This is a genomic window from Pantoea sp. YR525, assembly GCF_900116775.1.
Taxonomy (GTDB): Bacteria; Pseudomonadota; Gammaproteobacteria; order Enterobacterales; family Enterobacteriaceae; genus Pantoea; species Pantoea symbiotica.
Map to the genome: position 1 here is coordinate 426,796 of NZ_FPBU01000003.1, position 22,193 is coordinate 448,988.

At 58.0% G+C, this 22,193-nt stretch carries 4 protein-coding genes; 3 read left to right on the forward strand and 1 reads right to left on the reverse strand.

The window, feature by feature from the left end:
- Positions 1-421: 421 nt before the first annotated feature.
- Positions 422-1,576, reverse strand: coding sequence for a methionine adenosyltransferase (gene metK / locus BM323_RS08490; RefSeq protein ID WP_008107262.1), 1,155 nt, complete (start codon positions 1,574-1,576; stop codon positions 422-424).
- Between the two features lie 784 nt (positions 1,577-2,360).
- Between metK and speA the strand changes: the two genes are divergently transcribed.
- From speA to BM323_RS08515, 3 genes are all read left to right on the forward strand, one after another.
- Entirely contained in the window at positions 2,361-4,340 is a 1,980-nt protein-coding gene (gene speA, locus BM323_RS08495) for a biosynthetic arginine decarboxylase (protein ID WP_008107264.1), read from the forward strand.
- Positions 4,341-5,055: 715 nt separating this feature from the next.
- A complete protein-coding gene (locus tag BM323_RS08505) occupies positions 5,056-5,745 on the forward strand; it encodes an EAL domain-containing protein (RefSeq protein WP_008107267.1) in 690 nt (229 codons plus the stop codon).
- 308 nt (positions 5,746-6,053) lie between these two features.
- Complete coding sequence (locus BM323_RS08515) at positions 6,054-22,145, forward strand: Ig-like domain-containing protein (protein WP_008107272.1); 16,092 nt, start codon at positions 6,054-6,056, stop codon at positions 22,143-22,145.
- Positions 22,146-22,193: the final 48 nt, after the last annotated feature.

The window sequence follows — 22,193 nt, forward strand, 5'->3', positions numbered from 1 at the left end:
TCAATGTTATGAAACCTGTCGGCGGAAAAAAGTGAGTAAGATCACATCAGTGTAATCGGTTACACACGCTGAAACCCTGCAATCCAGCATTTTCCGCCCGAAATAGTTACGTAACCAGTAAGGTATAGCACCCTTTAAGTTTCTGACATCGCACTAAATACCGGCAATCAGAGGACGCTGAAAATAACGCATTTTCACGTTAATAACTACGCTGAAAAATCTCTAAATTGCCGATTGTTAAAGGATTTCAAAATGTAATCGTTATCACCAAGTTGTAAGCGAGGTGAAAGAAGTGTAGACGGCGGAAAAGAAGTGACAAACCGGTTTGAAGAGCTTGAGAACCAGGTCGTCATAAATGACGACCCTACGGGCACAAAAAAGCCCGCCAGTGGCGGGCTCAATAACGATGTCGCTTCTGGGCTTACCTCAAACCCGCCGCTTCGCGCAGCTGCGCAGCTTTATCAGTCTGCTCCCATGGGAAGTGCTCACGACCAAAGTGACCGTATGCTGCAGTCTCTTTATAGATCGGTTTCAGCAGATCCATCATCTGAATCAGGCCGTATGGACGCAGGTCGAAGAACTCGCGTACCAGCAGCGTCAGCTGCTCGGTAGAAACTTTCTCAGTACCGAAGGTTTCAACCATGATTGAGGTTGGCTCAGCCACGCCGATGGCGTAAGAAACCTGGATTTCGCAACGGTCAGCCAGGCCAGCCGCTACGATGTTCTTCGCTACATAACGCGCGGCGTAAGCGGCAGAACGGTCAACTTTTGACGGATCCTTACCGGAGAACGCGCCGCCACCGTGACGTGCCATGCCGCCGTAGGTATCAACGATGATTTTACGACCGGTCAAACCGCAGTCGCCCATTGGGCCACCGATAACAAAACGGCCGGTTGGGTTGATGTGATATTTGGTGCTGGCGGTGATCCACTCAGTCGGCAGAACCGGCTTGATGATCTCTTCCATCACCGCTTCACGCAGATCGGCGGTGGTGACATCTTCAGCGTGCTGCGTTGACAGCACAACCGCATCGATACCGACAATTTTGCCGTCATCGTACTGGAAGGTGATCTGGCTTTTTGCATCCGGACGCAGCCACGGCAGTGAACCGCTTTTACGCACTTCAGCCTGACGCTGCACCAGACGGTGCGCATAGGTAACCGGCGCTGGCATCAGCACATCGGTTTCGTTGCTGGCGTAGCCGAACATCAGGCCCTGATCGCCCGCGCCTTGCTCCAGCGGATCGGTACGGTCAACGCCCTGATTAATGTCTGGAGACTGCTTACCAATCGCGCTCAGCACTGCGCAAGAGTTAGCATCAAAGCCCATATCGGAATGGACATAGCCGATTTCACGTACGGTATTACGGGTAATCTCTTCGATATCAACCCATGCGCTGGTGGTGATTTCACCGCCAACCAGCACCATACCGGTCTTCACGTAAGTTTCGCAGGCCACGCGCGCTTTAGGATCCTGCTCGAGGATCGCATCCAGCACGGCATCGGAAATTTGGTCAGCGATTTTATCAGGATGTCCTTCTGATACGGACTCAGATGTAAAAAGGTGTTTAGCCATTCTGTTCTTTACCTTAAAAATGGTTTGAATACGACTGCATAGCGTAAGTGGGATCAGACCGACTCGACGCCCCTTCAGGCAAAGCCGCAAGCAGTAGGCAGCGAGAGCATTGGCTCACACCGCCTGGATGTTAATCAGTTTAGATGGAAAACCATCTGGACGGCTATTCTAGGTTACTCAGTGAGCACTTTTCCAGTGCTTTTTCCGATCCCGCATTTTCCGCAACATCACAAGTGGAATTATTTCCTGACACCGCGCGCAGTTACCTGACAAAGATTTTGCATTTTACCCCGCGTGGCTGTATAAAACGCCGCTGCTGTGGACCACAGCCGCAAAGGATGACGCCGCCGTGCGTCGCGCCGTCAGATGCCATTTAATCTGACCTTCACCCAAGCCGTTTCTCGCATGCTTTAAGCAGGCGATGGAGGTGATTAAAGTAATGAACCACTCTTTCTCTCGCTTTGGTTCACTGCGCTGTTGCGGCGTGCTGGCACTCCTTTCACACTCCAAACCCGTTCTTTTCTTCTATCGACGTTGTGTTCATTCTCCCGACACGCGCGCCGGTTAACATTTCTCTGCATCTATTACTGCATTTCGCTGTCTACAGACCGTGGAAGTCTCAGGCTATTTGCCCCGACTTCGGTGCGGTGTTTTACACTTAGAGTCAGCTTTGCACATTGCAACCTTACAGAGGCAGCAAGCAGGATGAGGCAATTTTTACCCGGCGCCACCATGACAAAACTCGGTAACAAATTCATATTTCAACGGAAAATTGAGGTTCGCGATGTCTGACGACATGAAGAATATCAAGGGTTCGTCAGCTGGCGAACAAGGTGTACTCCGCTCCATGCAGGAGGTGGCGATGAACGATCAGGAAGCAAGCAGAATGCTGCGTACCTACAATATTGCCTGGTGGGGAAACAATTATTACGACGTCAACGAGCTGGGGCACATCAGCGTGTGTCCCGATCCGGATCAGCCGGAAGTGCGCGTTGACTTAGCGAAACTGGTGAAAGAGCGCGAAGCCGACGGCCAACGTCTGCCAGCGCTGTTCTGCTTCCCGCAGATTCTCCAGCATCGTCTGCGTTCGATTAACGCCGCCTTCAAACGCGCGCGTGAATCTTACGGCTATAAAGGTGACTACTTCCTGGTTTACCCGATCAAAGTTAACCAGCATAAGCGCGTGATTGAGTCGCTGGTCAACTCTGGCGAACCGCTGGGCTTAGAGGCCGGTTCGAAAGCCGAGCTGATGGCGGTGCTGGCCCACGCCGGTAAAACCCGTTCAGTAATTGTTTGTAACGGCTATAAAGATCGCGAATACATTCGTCTGGCGCTGATCGGCGAAAAGCTCGGTCACAAAGTCTATCTGGTGATCGAGAAGATGACCGAGGTACGTTTGGTGCTGGAAGAGGCCGAGCGTCTGAACGTGATTCCGCGTCTCGGTATCCGCGCGCGTCTGGCGTCGCAGGGCTCGGGCAAGTGGCAGTCGAGCGGTGGTGAGAAGTCGAAGTTTGGTCTGGCGGCATCACAGGTATTGCAGCTGGTCGACATTATGCGCAAAGCGGGTCGTCTCGATAGCCTGCAGCTGCTGCATTTCCATCTCGGTTCGCAAATGTCCAACATCCGCGACATCGCTACCGGCGTACGTGAGTCGGCGCGTTTCTACGTTGAGCTGGCGAAGCTGGGCGTCAACATCAAATGTTTCGATGTGGGCGGCGGTTTGGGCGTGGATTATGAAGGAACGCGCTCGCAGTCAGATTGTTCGGTCAACTACGGCCTGAACGAATACGCCAACAACGTGATTTGGGCAATCGGCGATGCCTGTGAAGAGAACGGTCTGGAACATCCAACCGTTATCACCGAATCAGGTCGTGCGGTGACTGCGCACCACACCGTGCTGGTGTCCAACATCATTGGTGTTGAGCGTAACGAGTTCAGCACGCCGGTGGCACCGGATGCCGATTCACCGCGTCCGATTCAGAGTTTGTGGGATACGTGGCAAGAGATGCACGAACCTGACGTGCGTCGTTCGCTGCGTGAATGGCTGCACGATAGCCAAATGGATCTGTTCGACATCCATACCGGTTATTCGTCAGGCACCTACGATCTCGGTCAGCGCGCCTGGGCAGAACAGCTTTACCTGAGCATCTGCCACTATATTCAGCAGCACCTCGACCCAAGCAACCGCGCGCATCGCCCGATCATTGATGAACTGCAGGAGCGTATGGCGGATAAGATTTACGTCAACTTCTCGCTGTTCCAGTCGATGCCGGATGCGTGGGGCATCGATCAGCTGTTCCCGGTGCTGCCGCTGGAAGGGCTGAATAAAATGCCGAAGCGTCGCGCGGTGTTGCTCGACATCACCTGTGACTCCGATGGCACCATCGATCACTACGTCGATGGCGATGGCATTGCCACCACCATGCCGATGCCGGAATACGACATCGATAATCCGCCGATGCTCGGCTTCTTTATGGTCGGCGCGTATCAGGAAATTCTCGGCAACATGCACAACCTGTTCGGTGACACCGAAGCAGTGGATGTGTTTGCGTTCCCGGATGGCAGCGTGGAAGTACAGCTGTCGGATGAGGGCGATACCGTGGCGGATATGCTCGAGTACGTGCAGCTTAACCCGAACGATCTGATGACGCTGTTCCGCGATCAGGTCACCCAGCAGACCGATATTCCTGAAGAGCTGCGTGCGCAGTTCCTCGCAGAATTTGAAAGCGGCCTGTACGGTTACACCTATTTAGAAGATGAGTAATTAACTGCACTCAAACCGAGCCCGTAAAGGGCTCGGTTTTCTCTTTTCCTGCTATATTCTCGCGCATCCTCAACCTTTTAATTCTATTTGTGAAGACGATCACTCTTCGCTTATTTTTAACCTTCCGCCAAAAAAGCGCATTTATATCTTCAGCGCTATCTCTTTCTTTTTGCTGATAAAGCCAATCAGTAACAACCTCCTTTTTCGCCAATGCCCTTACATTACCTAATGATTAATCAGTGATTAAGCAGCTTATCTGTTATGTATTCATTGCAATGCATAATCAAAATTTAAACATTAAGGATTGAATAGTCACTCACGATAACTTTATTTATTGGAGTTTATTGGAATCATGAATTCCAGATGAAACATTTTCAAATTTGAGATAAGTATAAAAATCAATCAATGCTAATTTACTTTTTATTCTTATTTTTCAATTTGTTCGCTTTTTTTCGAGCTGTCAAGGTTAGCGTTAAGTTAAATTTTTCTCAGATTTATCCGAAGTTTTTATGAATTTTAAAGAAATTTACTTACGTTATTGATTGGTTTAAGCGATTGAAGTTGTCAGTGGTGTTTACTGAAATCTATTTCTCAAAGTGTAAGTTGTACGTTAACCTTCAGTTAAGACATTAAGTTTTATCAATGTTTACCTTACTTCTCACATGAGAAATCCTGACAGTTTAATGCTATCAGGCAGTTGCAGTAAGGATGTGAAATGAGCAATCAACCGAAGACAGTGTTCTTGTTAGAGCCGGTTTATGATTTATCCGGCCAGGTGATTGCCAGGGAATTGTTAACGCGTCTTGCAGATGACGCAGACATCAATAATAAGCGTAATCCTGAAAGGGATGTTGGGTTCTTCAGTCAGCTTTCTGCTGACGTTAAATGGCAGTTATTCCTCCACCAGATCGAAAAACTTATTCAGCTATACCAGAAAGGGTTCGACCAGATTGTCAGTGTCAATGTTGATAGAGATATCGTAGCCAGCATTTTTAAAGATGCTGAAATACAAGAAAAACTGGCTCAGCTGACGCTATTGCGTCTGGAAATATCAGCATTCTTCACCGCGCGATTTAATAGCGCCGATCTGTTGATTTTAAAAGGTGTCGCGAAAGTGACGCCCGCCCCTTTATGGCTCGACGACTTTGGTCCGGGTTATTCCAACCTTTCCATGTTCGATAGCGGAATATTTGAAATCGTCAAGATTGACAAAGAATTTTTTTGGCAATTTGGCGACGGTCGCACCTTTGACATTCTGCTCGACCATCTCAACGAATTATGCAACGGCGTCATCGTTGAGGGTGTTGAAAATCAACAACAGGTCAACCTGCTAGCGCATAAAGCGATTTATGGCATGCAGGGTTATCTGTGGCAGAGCGTCTATCTCGATGATTTATTAGCATAATCCTGAATATTACTGGGTTGGTTTCATCCCTCGGGGAAGTGAAAAATGTCAAAGCCTGGGCTCCATGCGTTTCACGTCATTTGTGCCCGGCCAATTGAGAAAATAAAACTTTTTCCCGTGGTGATTTTTAGAAATAAATCCAATCAGTTATCAGGATGGCGGCTAAACAAAACTCAACGCGATTTCATTCTTAGCCTGTATGAGATCGAACAAGAGAAAAAGTGAATATTCATGGTGATTATTCACGGTAAAAGCCGGTGTCTGCGGATGCCGGGCATTTTAATGGAACTTCGCGGGATCTCGATAACATGAATAATATCTCAGTAACCCCAAAAGGTGGGACCGTTGCTTCTGAGCTGAGTGGAAATCAAGTTAATTTGACCGCTCCGAGTTTGGTGAAGCTGCATCTTAATCAGTCTGATATTAAGTCTTTCACACGCAATGGTAATGATTTAGTCGTCACCACAAAATCTGGTGAAGTCCTTGTTATTCATAATTTTTACAGTCCGAACGGTGATAGCGATCTGGTCCTGCAGGACGATCGCGGCGCGATGTGGTGGGTTGAAGATCCCGGTACTGAAGGTTTCCATTACGTCTCTATCGACAGCACCGAAGGGCTGTTAGCGGAAAACACCACCAATGACGGCACCATCGCCGCCTTCGGTATCGGTGGTGCGGCGCTGGCTGGTTTAGGTGCGATGTTTGCCGGTTCGGGCGGTGGCGGTGGCGGAAATGCCACGCCGAGTAACCCCGATGACGGCAACAACGGCGGCAATCCTACTAACCCGACCAATCCGACCAACCCAACCAATCCCGGTGGTGGCGATGACACTACGCCGCCAACCGCCATCACGGATTTGGTGATTAACGACACGGTTGGGCCGTATCAGGGCGCGATTGGTGCGGGCGCGATTACCGATGACAACACGCCAACCCTGAGCGGCACCGCTGAAGCGGGTGCCATTGTCAGCATTTACGATGGCACGACGCTGCTCGGTACGGTGACCGTTGGCGCGGATGGCCGCTGGAGCTTTACCACGCCTGCGCTGGCGGACGGTCAGCACAGCTTGACCGCCACCGTTACCGACGCGGCGGGTAACACCAGCCCAGCGACTAATCCGGTAGATTTCACCGTGGATACCGTCGCGCCAACCGCCGTTGGCGGCCTGAGCGTGATTAACAACAGCGGTACCACTGCGCAGCCAATCACCAACGGCGGCGCGACCAAAGACACCACGCCAGTGCTGAGCGGAACCGCTGAAGCGGGCTCGATTATCACCATCCGCGATGGCGATACGGTGCTTGGCAGTGTCACTGTCGGCAGCAACGGTGCCTGGAGTTTTACCAGCCCCGAGCTTAGCCAAGGCAGCCACACGCTGAGCATCACCGCAACCGATGCGGCGGGGAATACCAGCCCAGCGACTACCATCACCTTCACGGTGGATACGCAAGCTCCGACAGCAGTAACTGACCTGTTGGTCAACGATAACTCGGGCGGCAACTCCGGCACGGTAACCAATGGCGGCACTACCGATGACAACACGCCAACGCTTACCGGCAGCGGTGAAGTGGGCGCGATTGTCAGCGTCTACGATGGGCAAACGCTACTGGGTACGGCGGTTGTGGGTAGCGATGGAACCTGGAGTTACACCACCACAGCTTTGAGCAACGGTAGCCACAGCCTGACCGTGACCTTAACCGATGCGGCAGGCAACGTCAGTGCGCCTTCAGCACCGTATGACATCAACGTGCAGGCCGGTATTCCGCCGGCCACCACCTCGCTCGAAATCACCGACGATTCCGGCAATACGCTGGTGCAGCTCAGCAATGGCGGCAGCACGCACGACAACACACCAACCTTGAGTGGCCTGGCAACTGCTGGCGCACTGATCACGCTGTATAACGGCAGCACCGTGTTGGGTAGCGTGGTCGCGGGCAGCGATGGACAGTGGACCTTTACGCCAGCCGCATTGGCAGATGGCAGTTACGCGTTCCACGCCTCGGTAACGGATACCTCTGGCAACGTGACGCAAACGCCGGTTATCACCATCACCGTGGATACCGTGCCACCTGCTGCGGCCGGTGGCGTCACGCTGAGTGATAACGATGGCAGCACGCTGCAACCGATCGCTTCCGGTGGTGCGACCAATAGCACCACGCCAGTACTGAGCGGCACCGCAGAACCGGGCAGCACCGTCACCGTGCGTGATGGCGATACGGTACTCGGCACCGCAACCGTGGGCAGCAACGGCACATGGAGCTTCACTTCACCAACGCTGACGGAGGGCGGCCACAGCATTACTGCCACCGTCACCGATGCAGCAGGAAACGTTGGCCCAACCTCCAGCCCGATCGCCTTCACCGTGGATACCCAGGCTCCAGCAGGGGCCAGCAATGTGGTGATCAGCGATAACGTCGGCGGAGCTACCGGCCCAATTACTGCGGGTTCCACTACCGATGACAATACGCCAACGCTCAGCGGCAACGGCGAAGTTAACGCCATCGTTAAAATCTACGATGGCAGCACGCTGCTCGGCAGCGTTACTGTCGGCAACGATGGCACCTGGAGTTTCACGACGCCAGCGCTGAACAATGGCCAGCACACGCTGAGCGTGACGCTGACCGATGCGGCGGGCAACGTCAGTCCGGCGACAACCGGAGTGAACTTCACGGTTGATGCGGGCGTCGCCCCGACCACCAGTACGCTGCAAATCACCGATGACAGCGGCAGTACGCTGAAAATCCTGCCAGACGGCTCGAGCACGCATGACACCACGCCAATTCTTAGCGGCCTGGCGTCAGCGGGCGCGGTGATTGAGCTGTTCAACGGCACCACGCTGCTGGGCAGCACCGTGGCAGGTGCTGATGGTCAGTGGAGCTTTACGCCTGGCGCGCTGCCAGACGGGACTTACGCCTTCCACGCCACCGCGACAGATACCACCGGCAATGTGACCGATTCCGGCACGCTCACTATCACCATTGATAACGTTGCGCCTGCGGCGGCAGCCGATCTGCAACTGAGTGACAACAATGGCGGAACCGTGGTGCCGATTGCCGCAGGCAGCACCACCAATGACAATACGCCAACCTTCAGCGGCACGGCCGAACCGGGCAGCACCGTGACGGTGCTGGATGGCACCACCGTGCTCGGCACTGCAACCGTCGGCAGCGATGGCAACTGGAGTTTCACTACGCCAACGCTGGCTGATGGCAATCACAGCCTGACCACCACCGTCACCGACCCCGCTGGCAATACCGGTCCGGCATCATCTCCGGTCACCGTGACGGTGGATACCTCGCCGCCAGCCGTGGTGGGCAATTTGGTGATCGAAGATAGCGTCGGTGCGGTACAAGGACCATTAACCTCCGGCGACACCACCGATGACCGCGCACCAACCCTGAGCGGCACCGGCGAGCCGAATGCCACTATCAGCATTTACGATGGCACCACGCTGCTGGGCAACACCACGGTGGGCACCGACGGCACCTGGAGTTTCACCACGCCAGCGCTGAGCAACGGCGATCACACCTTTACCGTCACGGCAACCGATACGGCCGGTAACGTTGGCCCAGCCAGTCCGCCGATTGTTATCACCGTTGATGCAGATATTCCTCCTGCCACTTCGTCGCTGGAAGTGACGGACGAAAACGGCAATACCGTCGCGCAGCTGACTGACGGTGCCAGCACCAACAACGACAGCCCGGTATTAAGCGGTGTGGCGGGTGCTGGTAACATCATCACACTGTATGACGGCACCACCCTGCTGGGCAGCACCACGGCGGGTAGCAACGGCCAGTGGATCTTCTACCTCAGCGGTCTGACGAATGGTCCGCACGCGCTGCATGGCACCATCACCGATGCCAACGGCAACGTTACTGATACTGCAACCATCAACATCATCGTGGACACCATCGCGCCGGATGCGGCATCCGGTGTGGAACTCACCAACGACGCGGGCAGCATTACGCAGCCGATTGTGGCGGGAGGGGCCAGCAATGATGCGACGCCAGTGCTGAGCGGCACGGCGGAAGCGGGCAGCAAAGTCACGATTCTGGATGGCAACACCGTGCTTGGCACCGTTACCGTTGGCAGCGACGGTAACTGGAGCTTCACCACGCCGACGCTGGCGGAGGGCAATCACAGCCTGACCACCACCGTCACCGATGCAGCGGGTAACGTCAGCCCGGCGACCACACCGATCGCCTTCAGCGTAGATACCATCGCGCCAGCGCCGGTCAGTGGCCTGGTGGTCAACGATAACGTTGGTGGCAGCACCGGTCCGTTGACCTCTGGCGCTATCACCGATGACAGCACGCCAACCCTGACCGGCACCGCCGAAGCGGGATCGGTGGTGCGTGTGTATGACGGCACCACATTGCTGGGATCGGCGACAGCGGGCAGCGACGGTAGCTGGAGCTTCACGCCAGATAACGCGCTGACCAACGGCCAACACAGCCTGACCACCACCGTTACCGATGCGGCAGGCAACGTGAGCCCGTCGTCGCCGGTATTTACCCTGAATGTCGATGCCGGCGTTCCGGCGACCAGCAGCTTGCTGGTGGTCACCGACGACAGCGGCAGCACGCTGGTTGAACTGCCAAACAACTCCAGTACCCACGACACCACGCCGATTCTCAGCGGGCTGGCGGGCGCGGGCGATCTCATCACGCTGTATAACGGCACCACCGTCATTGGCAGCACCGTCGCGGGCAGCGATGGGCAGTGGAACTTCACGCCCGCGGCGCTGGTCGATGGCAACTACGCTTTCCACGCTGTCGCCACTAACGCCACCACCGGCGTGGATACCGATTCGCCAACCATCAACATCACCATCGATACCGTAGTGCCAGGCGCACCAACCGGCGTGGGTCTGGAAGATGATGCTGGCGTGCCGATCCCGGATGGCAGCAGCACTAACACCAATACACCAACGCTCACCGGCAGCGGCGAAGCGGGCAGTACGGTAACCATTTCGGATGGCACCACCGTGCTTGGCACCACCACGGTGGGTAACGATGGCACCTGGAGTTACACCACGCCACCGCTGAGCGATGGCGGTCATAGCCTGACCTCAACCGTTACCGATCCAGCAGGCAATACCGGTCCGGCTTCGACGCCAGTCACCGTGACCATTGATACCCAACCGCCTGCGGCGGCGGGCAATGTGCAGTTCACCAATGACGACGGTACGCCGCTGGCCTCAGGCAGCACCACCAGCGACACCACGCCAACTCTGAACGGCACCGCCGAACCGGGCAGCACCGTTACGGTAAGTGATGGCACCACCGTGCTGGGCACTGCAACCACCGGCACCGACGGCAACTGGAGCTTCACGCCAGGCACTCCGCTGACTGAGGGTCAGCACAATCTCACCACCACCGTCACCGATACGGCCGGTAACGTTGGCCCGTCATCGTCAGTGGTGATTGTGATTGTTGATACCACACCACCAGCCGCCGCCACCGATCTGCAGCTCAGTAATGATGGCAGCGGCACGCTGGTGCCGGTTGCGGATGGCGGCATAACCAACGATGTGACGCCAGTATTGAGTGGTCGCGCGGAGCCGGGCAGCATTGTGACGGTTTCCGATGGCGGCACGCCGTTGGGTTCGGTTACCGTCGGCAACGATGGCAACTGGAGCTTTACCTCTCCAACGCTCGGCGATGGTGCGCACAGCCTGACCACCACCGTGACCGATGCGGCGGGCAATACCGGCGCAGCGAGCACGCCGTTAACCTTCACCATCGACACTACGGCACCGCCAGCACCGGGCGGTGTGCAGCTGAGTAACGACACCAGCGGCACGCCAGTTCCGATTACCTCTGGCGCGGCAACCAACGATGCAACGCCAGTATTGAGCGGCACCGCAGCAGCGGGCAGCACCATTACCGTTTCTGATGGCGGCAACGTGCTCGGCACCGTGACGGTTGGCAGCGGCGGAACATGGAGCTTCACCACGCCAGCACTCAACGAGGGCAGCCACAGCCTGACCGCCACTGTTACCAGCCCAGCGGGCAACACCGGTGCGCCATCTACGCCAATTGTGGTCACCGTGGATATCACGCCACCTGCGGCGGCGACGGGTCTGCAACTGAGCAACAACGAAGGCACGACGCCGGTACCGATTGCTGCAGGCGGCACCACCAACGACACCACACCAGCGCTGAGTGGCACCGCAGAAGCGGGCAGCATCGTCACGGTACGTGATGGCACCACCGTGATTGGCAGCGCGACCGTTGGCAGCGATGGATCGTGGAGCGTTACGCCAACCACGCCGTTAACGGCGGGTGAGCACACGCTTACCACCACCGTCACCGATCCGGCCGGTAACGTCGGCCCAACCTCGACGCCGATCACCGTCAACATCGACACCACGCAGCCGCCAGTGGCAGGCAGCGTGGTGCTGAATAACGACAACGGCAGCACGCCAGTGCCTATTGCGAATAACGGCGCAACCAACGACACCACGCCGGTGATCAGCGGTACCGCGGCGGCGGGCAGCACGGTAACAGTGCTGGATGGCAGCACCGTGCTGGGCACCGTTGTGGTCGGCAGCGGCGGCAGCTGGAGCTTCAGCACGCCAGCGTTGAGCGAAGGCGCACATAGCCTGACCACCACCGTCACCAGCGCAGCGGGTAACGTCAGCGATCCGTCTACGCCAATCAACTTCACCGTTGATACCCAGGCTCCAGCCACCTCAACCGGTCTGCAGTTGAGCAACGATGGCGGCACCATCATTGCCACTGGCGGCATCACCAACGACAGCACGCCAATACTGCGTGGCACGGCGGAAGCGGGCAGCACCGTTACGGTGCGCGACGGCACCACGGTGTTGGGCACTGCGACGGCGGGCAGCGACGGCAGCTGGAGCTTTACGCCAGCCACTGCGCTGGGCGACGGCGCGCATAGCCTGACCACTACCGTCACCGATCCGGCGGGCAACAGCAGCGGTGCGTCAACACCTATCACTTTCAGTGTGGATACCACTCCGCCAGCCGCCGCCACTGCGCTGCAGCTCAGCAATGACAATGGCAGTACGCCAGTGCCAATTGCCGCTGGCGGTAGCACCAACGACACTACGCCGGTATTAAGCGGCAGCGCCGAAGCGGGCGGCGTGGTTACCGTGCGTGATGGCACTACGGTGCTGGGCAGCACCACCGTCGGTACCGATGGCAAATGGAGCTTCACGCCAAGCACACCTCTTGATCCGGGTACGCACAGCCTGACCGCGACCGTCACCGATACGGCGGGTAACGTGGGGCCGGCATCAACGGCGATCGCTGTGACTATCGACACCACGCCACCGCCAGCGGCAACGGCGGTGGTCCTCAATAACGATCAGGGCAGTACACCAACGCCGATTGCTACGGGCGGCGCCACCAACGACACCACGCCGGTGTTGAGTGGCAGTGCCGAAGCGGGCAGCATCGTCACCGTACGTGATGGCACCACCGTATTGGGCACGGCGATTGCAGGTAGCGGCGGCGCATGGAGCTTCACTACACCAGCGCTGAGTCAGGGCAGTCACAGCCTGACGGCGACCGTTACCGACGCAGCGGGCAACAGCAGTTCACCGTCTACCGCTATCACCTTTACTGTGGATACGCAGGCGCCATCAGCGGCGACCGGTCTGCAGTTGAGCAATGATTCCGGCCAAACGGCGGTTCCGATTGCTGCAGGTGGCGCAACTAACGACACCACGCCAGTGTTAAGCGGCAACGCCGAAGTGGGCAGCACGGTCATCATCTCTGATGGCAGCCTGGTGCTCGGTTCGGTGGTGGTCGGCAGCGGCGGCACCTGGAGCTTCACACCCGCAACGGCGTTGGGCGAGGGCGCACACAGCCTGACCACCACCGTGACCGATCCTGCAGGCAACATCAGTGCGCCATCTGCGGCGCTGAACTTCAGCATCGATACCACGCCGCCGGTGGCTCCAACGGCGATTACCCTTAACAACAATAACGGCGGCACACCGGTCACCATCGCCGCAGGCAGCACCACCAACGATGCCACTCCTGCGATTGGTGGCACCGCCGAGGCTGGAAGTACGGTTACGGTGCTGGATGGCACCACTGTGCTGGGCTCCGTGATTGTCGGCAGTAACGGCCAATGGAGCTTCACCACGCCAACGCTGGGTGAAGGCGGTCACAGCCTGACGGCGACCGTCACCGATCCGGCGGGTAACGTCGGCCCGGCGTCCACAGCCATCGCCTTCACGGTGGATACCGTTGCGCCAGGCGCGGCAACTGGGCTGGCGCTCAACAATGACAATGGCGGTTCACCGGTACCGATTGCCAACAACGGCACCACCAACGACAACACGCCAGTGCTGAGTGGTACAGCGGAAGCGAACAGCATCGTGATTGTGTCTGACGGCACCACCGTGCTCGGCAGCGCTGTTACTAATGCGCTGGGCGCCTGGAGCTTCTCACCAAGTCTGACCGATGGCACCCACAACCTGAGCGTGACGGTACGTGACGCGGCGGGTAACACCGGACCGGCCAGCAGCACCATCACCGTCACCGTTGATACCGTGGCACCGCCAGCAGCAACCGGGCTGACGCTGACCAACGATATCGGCACGCCAGTTAACATTCCAAACGGCGGTCTCACCAACGACAGCACGCCAGTGCTGAGCGGTTCTGGCCAGGTGGGCAGCATCATCACCGTGTCCGATCAGAACGGCGTGCTGGGATCGACTACCGTCGGTGCGGGCGGAACCTGGACCTTCACGCCGGCGACTGCGCTGGCGGATGGCACCCATACCTTCAGCGTCACCGCTAGCGATGCGGCGGGCAACGTTAGTGCGCCGAGCACCATCGGAGTGGTGATCGATGCCACACCACCGGCTGCGGCGTTGAACGTGGTTGCCAGCAATGATGAAGGCACGTCGCCGGTTGCGATTACCAACGGCGGTTTCACTAACGACAACACGCCATTCCTCACCGGTACCGCCGAAGCGGGCAGCACGGTGATCATCCGTGATGGCACCAACATCATCGGTAGTGCTTCGGTGGGCAGCAACGGCCAGTGGAGCTTCACATCGCCAACGCTGGGAGAAGGGCTGCACAGTCTGACCACCACCGTGGTGGATGCCGCAGGAAACGTGAGTACGGCGTCACCTGCGATCGGTTTCACCGTCGATAGTGTTGCACCAGCGGCAACCACGCTGGTGGTTAACAATGACAACGGAGGCTCGCCTGTTCTGATACCGAATGGCGCAACCACCAGCGACAACACACCGTTGCTGAGCGGGAATGCGGAAGCGGGCAGTCTGGTCACTATCTACGATGGCAACACGGTGATCGGTACCACCACGGCCACGGCAGGCGGAACCTGGAGCTTTAGTTCTCCAGCCTTAACCGACGGTTCGCATACGCTGACCGCCACCGTGACCGATGAGGTCGGCAACGTCAGTGCGCCATCTTCCAGCTTTACCGTGGTGGTGGATGCCACCGCACCGCAGCCAGCTGACGATCTGCTGCTGCAAAACAACAATGGTGGCTCACCGGTAACCATTGCGGATGGTGGTATCACTAATGACAACACGCCAGCCATCAGCGGCACGGCGGAAGCCAATGCCATCGTGCGGGTCTATGACGGCACAACCTTAGTCGGCTCAACCGTGGCAGGCAGCAACGGCGCATGGAGCATCACCACCAGCACGCTGACTGATGCAACTCATACGCTGAACGTCACTGTGACCGATGCGGCGGGCAACATTAGCTCCAATGCCTCGGTATCTCTGACGGTGGATACCTCAACTCCAGCGGCGGTGCTGACCTTTGGCGTCTACAACAACGCCAATACCACGGCCTCGCAGGTGGCGAATAACGGTTACTCCAACGACAACACGCCAGTGTTGCGCGGTACTGGCGTTGCGGGCACCACCATCAACATCTACGAAGGAACCACCTTACTCGGCACCACCACGGTGGGTGATAACGGCGTATGGCGTTTCGAAACCAGCGTGCGCGCAGATGGTCAACACAGCTACACCGTGTCGGTCACTAACGCCGCCGGTACTACGGGGCCAGAAGCCACGCCGATTACTATCAATATCGATACCGCCGCGCCGGCAACGGTCAGCAACCTCACGGCAACGGACAATGTCGGTGGCAGCACCGGTCCGTTGACGTCAGGCGCAACCACCGATGACAGCACGCCAACCCTGGGCGGTTCCGCTGAAGCGGGTAGCCGCGTGTCGGTTTACGATGGCACCACGCTGCTGGGCACGGTTATCGCCACTGGCGGCACATGGAGCTTCACACCGGGCAGTGCGCTCTCTAACGGTTCGCATAGCTTTACCTTCACGGTGACCGATGCCGCAGGCAACGTCAGCGCGGTGAGCAGCCCGGCGTTTACGCTGAATATCGCGGCGGATATGCCACCAACGGCCAGTACGCTGGTGATCACCGACGATAGCGGCAGTTCACTGGTTAACGTGAATGACGGCGCTAATATCAAGGACGGTACGCCGGTATTAACCGGTGCGGCAAATGTGGGGGATGTGATCACCATCCACGATGGCGCAGCGGTGTTGGGCAGCGTCACCGTCGGCGCATCCGGACAGTGGACCTTCACGCCAACGCTGACTGATGGAGCGCACGGCGTCTTTATCACCACGGTCGATTCGCTGGGCAATGCAGGTGCAACATCGCCAACGGTGAACTTCACTGTTGATACCGTTGCCCCTGTCGCAGTCACCGACCTGGCTGCCGCCAATAACAATGGTGGCTCGCCAGTGCCGATTGCCAACAATGGCTCGACTAACGACAGCACACCGCAGCTTACCGGTACCACCGAAGCCAACGGCATTGTCACTGTTTATGATGGCAATACCGTCATCGGCTCGACCACCGCCAATGGCCTCGGCGTATGGAGCTTCACGTCGCCAACCCTGAGCCAGGGCGGACATGCACTGAGCGTCACCGTGACGGATGCGGCGGGGAATATTGGACCACGTTCTGCGGCGGTGAACCTTACCGTCGATACCGTGGCGCCAAATGCCTCGACGCTGGTGGTCACCAACGACGTCACCAGCACAGTTGTGCCAAATGGCGGTTCGACCAACGACAACACGCCAACCCTGAGCGGTACGGCGGAAGTGGGCAGTATCGTCAGCGTTTATGACGGTACCACTTTGCTCGGTTCGGTTGCTGCCGGAACAGGCGGCGCATGGAGCTTTATTTCACCGGTGCTGGGCGAAGGCAGTCATCCACTTACCGTCCGCGTGACCGATGCAGCGGGTAACACCAGCGTGGCATCCAGCACTGCTACGGTGATCGTGGATACCGTGGCACCAACGGCCGTGAGCGGTTTGGCGGCAGCCAACAACAACGGTAGTTCGCCAGTGGCGATTGCTGCAGGAGGCAACACCAACGACAACACGCCAGCGCTGAGCGGCACGGCTGAAGCGAGCAGCGTAGTGGTTATCCGCGATGGCACCACCGTGATCGGTTCTGTCACCGCTGGCAGCAATGGCGCATGGAGCTTCACCTCGCCAACGCTGGCGGATGGTCTGCATACCCTGAACGTGACGTCTACCGACCTTGCCGGTAACGTCAGTCCGAATGCATCAATCAGCTTCACCATAACCACAGCCGCGCCAACGCCGGTCACCAATCTGGTGGTTTCTGACAATGTGGGCGCGACACAAGGAACGCTCACCAGCGGTGCCTCTACCGATGACAACACGCCAACGCTGACCGGTACCGCAACCGCCGGCAATATCGTGATTATCTCGGAAGGCACCACGGTGTTGGGTTCTGTGGTGGCCGGAACGGGCGGTGCGTGGAGCTTCACCACCGCCGCGCTGAGCGATGGATCGCATCCGTTGAGCGTGACGGTGCGCGATGCGGCGGGCAACACCAGCGCGGCGACCAACTTTACGGTCAATGTCGATACGGTGGCACCGGCTAACTCAACCTTGTTGATCACCAACGACGTCACCAGCACCACGGTGCCGAATGGCGGTTCAACCAACGACAGCACGCCAACGCTGAGCGGCACGGCGGAAGCCGGTAGTCGCGTGTCGATCTACGATGGCAGCACGCTGCTCGGTACGGCGATTGCCAGTGGCACCGGCGCATGGACCTTCACCACTGCAGTGCTGGCGCAAGGTTCGCATCCACTGAGCGTCACCGTCACTGATGCGGCCGGTAACGTCAGCGGCAGCACCTCGGCGACGGTAATTATTGATACCGTCGCGCCGGTGGCCGTAACCGGTCTGGCTGCAGCCAACAACAACGGCAGCACGCCGGTAGCGATTGCCAATAACGGCAGCACCAATGACAACACGCCAGCGCTGAGCGGTACGGCAGAAGCGGGCAGCCTGGTGATTATCCGTGATGGCACCTCGATTATCGGTTCTGTCACCGCCGGCAGTAACGGTGCATGGAGCTTCACCACGCCAACGCTGGCGGATGGTGCGCACACCTTCAACGTCACGGCGAGAGATGCAGCGGGCAACGTTAGCCCGAACGCAACGCTGACTCTGACGGTGGATACCGTGGCACCGGCGCCCGTCACTAACCTGGCGATCAACGATGATGTGGGGGCAAGTCAGGGGCCGCTGGCGAACGGTGCGGTAACCGATGATGCCACGCCAACTCTGAGCGGTACGGCGGAAGCCAATGCGATTGTCACCATCTACGATGGCACCACGGTGTTGGGTTCAGTGGTGGCCGGAACGGGCGGCGCGTGGACCTTCACCACCGCGACGCTGAGCAACGGCGTACATCCGCTTAGCGTGACGGTGAAAGATGCGGCCGGTAATACCAGCAGCGCATCGGCGACGGTTTCCATCACCGTGGATACAGTGGCACCAACGGCGTCAACGCTGGTGATCACCAACGACATCACCAGCACCACGGTGCCGAGCGGGGGTTCCACCAATGACAACACGCCAACCCTGAGCGGTGTGGCCGAAGCTGGCAGTCGTGTCTCCATCTACGATGGCAGCACCTTGCTGGGTACGGCGATTGCCAGTGGTACGGGAGCATGGACCTTCACCACCGGCGTGCTCACCACCGGCACGCATCCACTGAGCGTCACGGTAACGGACGCGGCCGGTAACGTCAGCGGCAGCACGTCGGCATCGGTGATTATCGATACCACGCCGCCAGCGGCCGTCACCAACCTTGTTGCCGCCAATAACAACGGCAGTACGGCGGTGACCATACCGAACAACGGCGTGACCAACGACAATACGCCGTTGCTGACCGGTTCGGGTGAGATTGGCGCACGCATCAGCGTCTACGATGGCACCACGCTGCTGGGCACCACCACGGTGGGCAGCAACGGCACATGGAGCTTTGTCTCTACGACGCTGAGCAACGGTGCACACACATTGAACGTCACGGCGACGGATGCGGCGGGCAACGTCAGCCCGAACGCCTCAACCACCCTGACGATTGATACTGTGGCACCGAATCCGGTCACCAATCTGGTGATCAGCGATGATGTCGGTACCATTCAGGGGCCGCTGGCGAACGGTGCAGTTACCGATGACGCCACGCCAACCCTGAGCGGTACGGCGGAAGCGAACGCGATTGTTACCATCTACGACGGTACGACCGCGATTGGTTCCACCACCGCCAATGGTTCGGGTGCATGGAGCTTCACTACCGCTACGCTGAGCAACGGTACGCATCCACTGAGCGTCACCGTGACCGATGCGGCGGGTAACACCAGCAGCGCGTCGGCGACGGTTTCCATTACCGTGGATACCGTGGCACCAACGGCGTCAACGCTGGTGATCACCAACGACGTCACCAACACCACGGTGCCGAGCGGCGGCTCCACCAATGACACCACGCCAACCTTGAGTGGCGTGGCGGAAGCGGGCAGCCGTGTCTCCATCTACGATGGCAGCACGCTGCTGGGAACGGCGATTGCCAATGGCTCCGGCGCATGGACCTTCACTACTGGCGTATTGACCACCGGCACGCATCCACTGAGCGTGACGGTGACAGATACCGCCGGTAACGTCAGCGGTACGACGTCGGCCTCGGTGATTATCGATACTACGCCGCCAGCGGCTGTGACCAACCTTGTGGCCGCCAATAACAACGGCAGCACGGCGGTGACCATCCCGAACAATGGCATCACCAACGACAACACACCGTTGTTGAGTGGTAACGGTGAAGTCGGCGCAAGGATCAGCGTGTACGACGGCACCACATTGCTCGGCACCACCACGGTGGGCAGCGGCGGAACATGGAGCTTCGTCTCGACTACGCTGAGCAACGGCGCGCACACGTTGAACGTGACGGCGACCGATGCGGCGGGCAACGTGAGCCCGAATGCCTCAACCACGCTGACCATCGACACCGTCGCGCCAGCGGCCAGTACGCTCACCATTACCGACGACGCTGGCAGCACGCCAGTAACGCTGACCAATGGCGCGTACACTCGTGACACCACGCCGGTACTGAACGGCACGGCGGAAGTAGGTGCGATTGTCACCATCTACGATGGCACCACCGCGCTCGGCTCGGTAACGGTAGGTGCGGGTGGCAGCTGGACTTACACCCCAATTGCACTGGCGAACGGCGCGCATCCGTTGAGCGTAACGGTCACCGATACGGCGGGTAACGTCAGCACCGGTAACACGGCGGTGACGGTGAACGTCGATACCGTGCCTCCGGCTGCTGTCAGCGGCCTGGCGATCAACGATGCCGGTACCACGGTGACCGGTAGCGGTGAAGTGGGGGCAACGGTAACGGTACGTGATGCGGGCGGTAACGCGCTGGGTACGGCGACGGTAGGTAGCGGCGGTACATGGTCGGTTAGCCTGAGCACGGCGCAGACCACCGGTGCTTCGCTGTCGGTGATTCAGACTGACCGTGCGGGCAACGTATCGACCAGCTCGTCACTGACCGGTGCGATTCGTATCGTGGCAGCCAATGATGTCAACGAGGTGGATTACACCACGCAAACTGGCACCATCACCAACGCCAATACCAGTTCGACCAGCACCGCGTTGCTGAGCGTTAACCTGCTTAGCACGGTGGGAGTGGGTGTTCTGAACAACACCAACGCCTACATGTTCAACGTGGGAACCGGCGATACCCGTACCGTAACGTTGCATGCCTCGGCCACCAGTCTGGTTGCCCTGACGTCTAACTACACGCTGTATCTGTATCAACAGCAGGCGAACGGCACCTGGTTGCTGAAATCCAGTAACGCCAACTACATCACCACCATCCTGACCATTGGTACGCAAACCGGTGGCAACGTGACCTACAGCAACCTCGGCACCGGTAACTATGCCGTGCTGTTAGGCACCAGCACCGGCGTTGGCGTGTTGCCATCAACTACGGTCACCACCACGTCGGATATCACGACGTTGGCGTTGACCGTGGCGGCTACCGTCACCGGCAACCTGTTGACCAACGACACCAGTTCAGTCGCCGGTACGGTACCGAACGGTACGGCGGTCACCGTGGTGACGGGACATGCGATTGCGGCCAGCGGCAACACGGTGATCACCAGCAGCTACGGTACGTTGACCATCGATTCGCACGGTAACTACACCTATACGCTGAAGGCGGGACTGGATGCCGATCTGGTGCCAGCCACCGACGTCTTCACCTATTCGGTGCGTGATGCCAGCGGCGCGGTGACCTCGGCCAGCCTGACGGTGAACCTGCATAACGGTGCGTCAACCAGCACGCTGCTGGCGACTAACAGCCTGGTGGCAGAAAACACCAGCGACCACGACGCCAGCGGCAGCATCTATGGCTCGTCAACCGGTACGCACACCGGAACCTTGAGTATCACTAATGAACACGGTGATATCACCACGGTTCACAGCGTGGGTAATACGTCGGTTGCCGGGGACTTTGGTGTGCTGAGTATTGCGGCCAACGGTAGCTACACCTACTCACTGAATGCGGGCGTGGATGGACAATCCATTACCCATAAAGAGGTGTTCAGTTACACCCTGGCAGCAAGCGATGGCACCATCACCACGCAGTCGTTCACCATCGAGCTGCATCCAACCATCACAGGAACCACGGGGGCTGACACGCTGACCGGCGGTGCCTACGACGACACCATCACCAGCGGTGCCGGCGCAGATACCCTGGTTTATCACTTGCTGGCGAGCGCGGATGCCACCGGCGGGAACGGTCACGATACCTGGACCGACTTCAATGTTGCGCAAGGCGACAAAATTGACGTCAGTAACTTGCTTATCGGCTGGAATGATTCCACAAGTAATATTAATGATTTCGTGAAAGTGGACCATACTTCAGATGGCAATACGGTGCTCTCGATCGACCGTGATGGTACCGGTACGGGTTACAGCAGTACTCAACTGATTACGCTGGAAGGCGTGAACGTTTCACTGGAGGAACTGCTGCAACAACCGCACCAAAACCACACGGCTTAATGGCTATGTGATGCAGGGATGCAGTTAGGGCACAGGGATGTGCCCCTT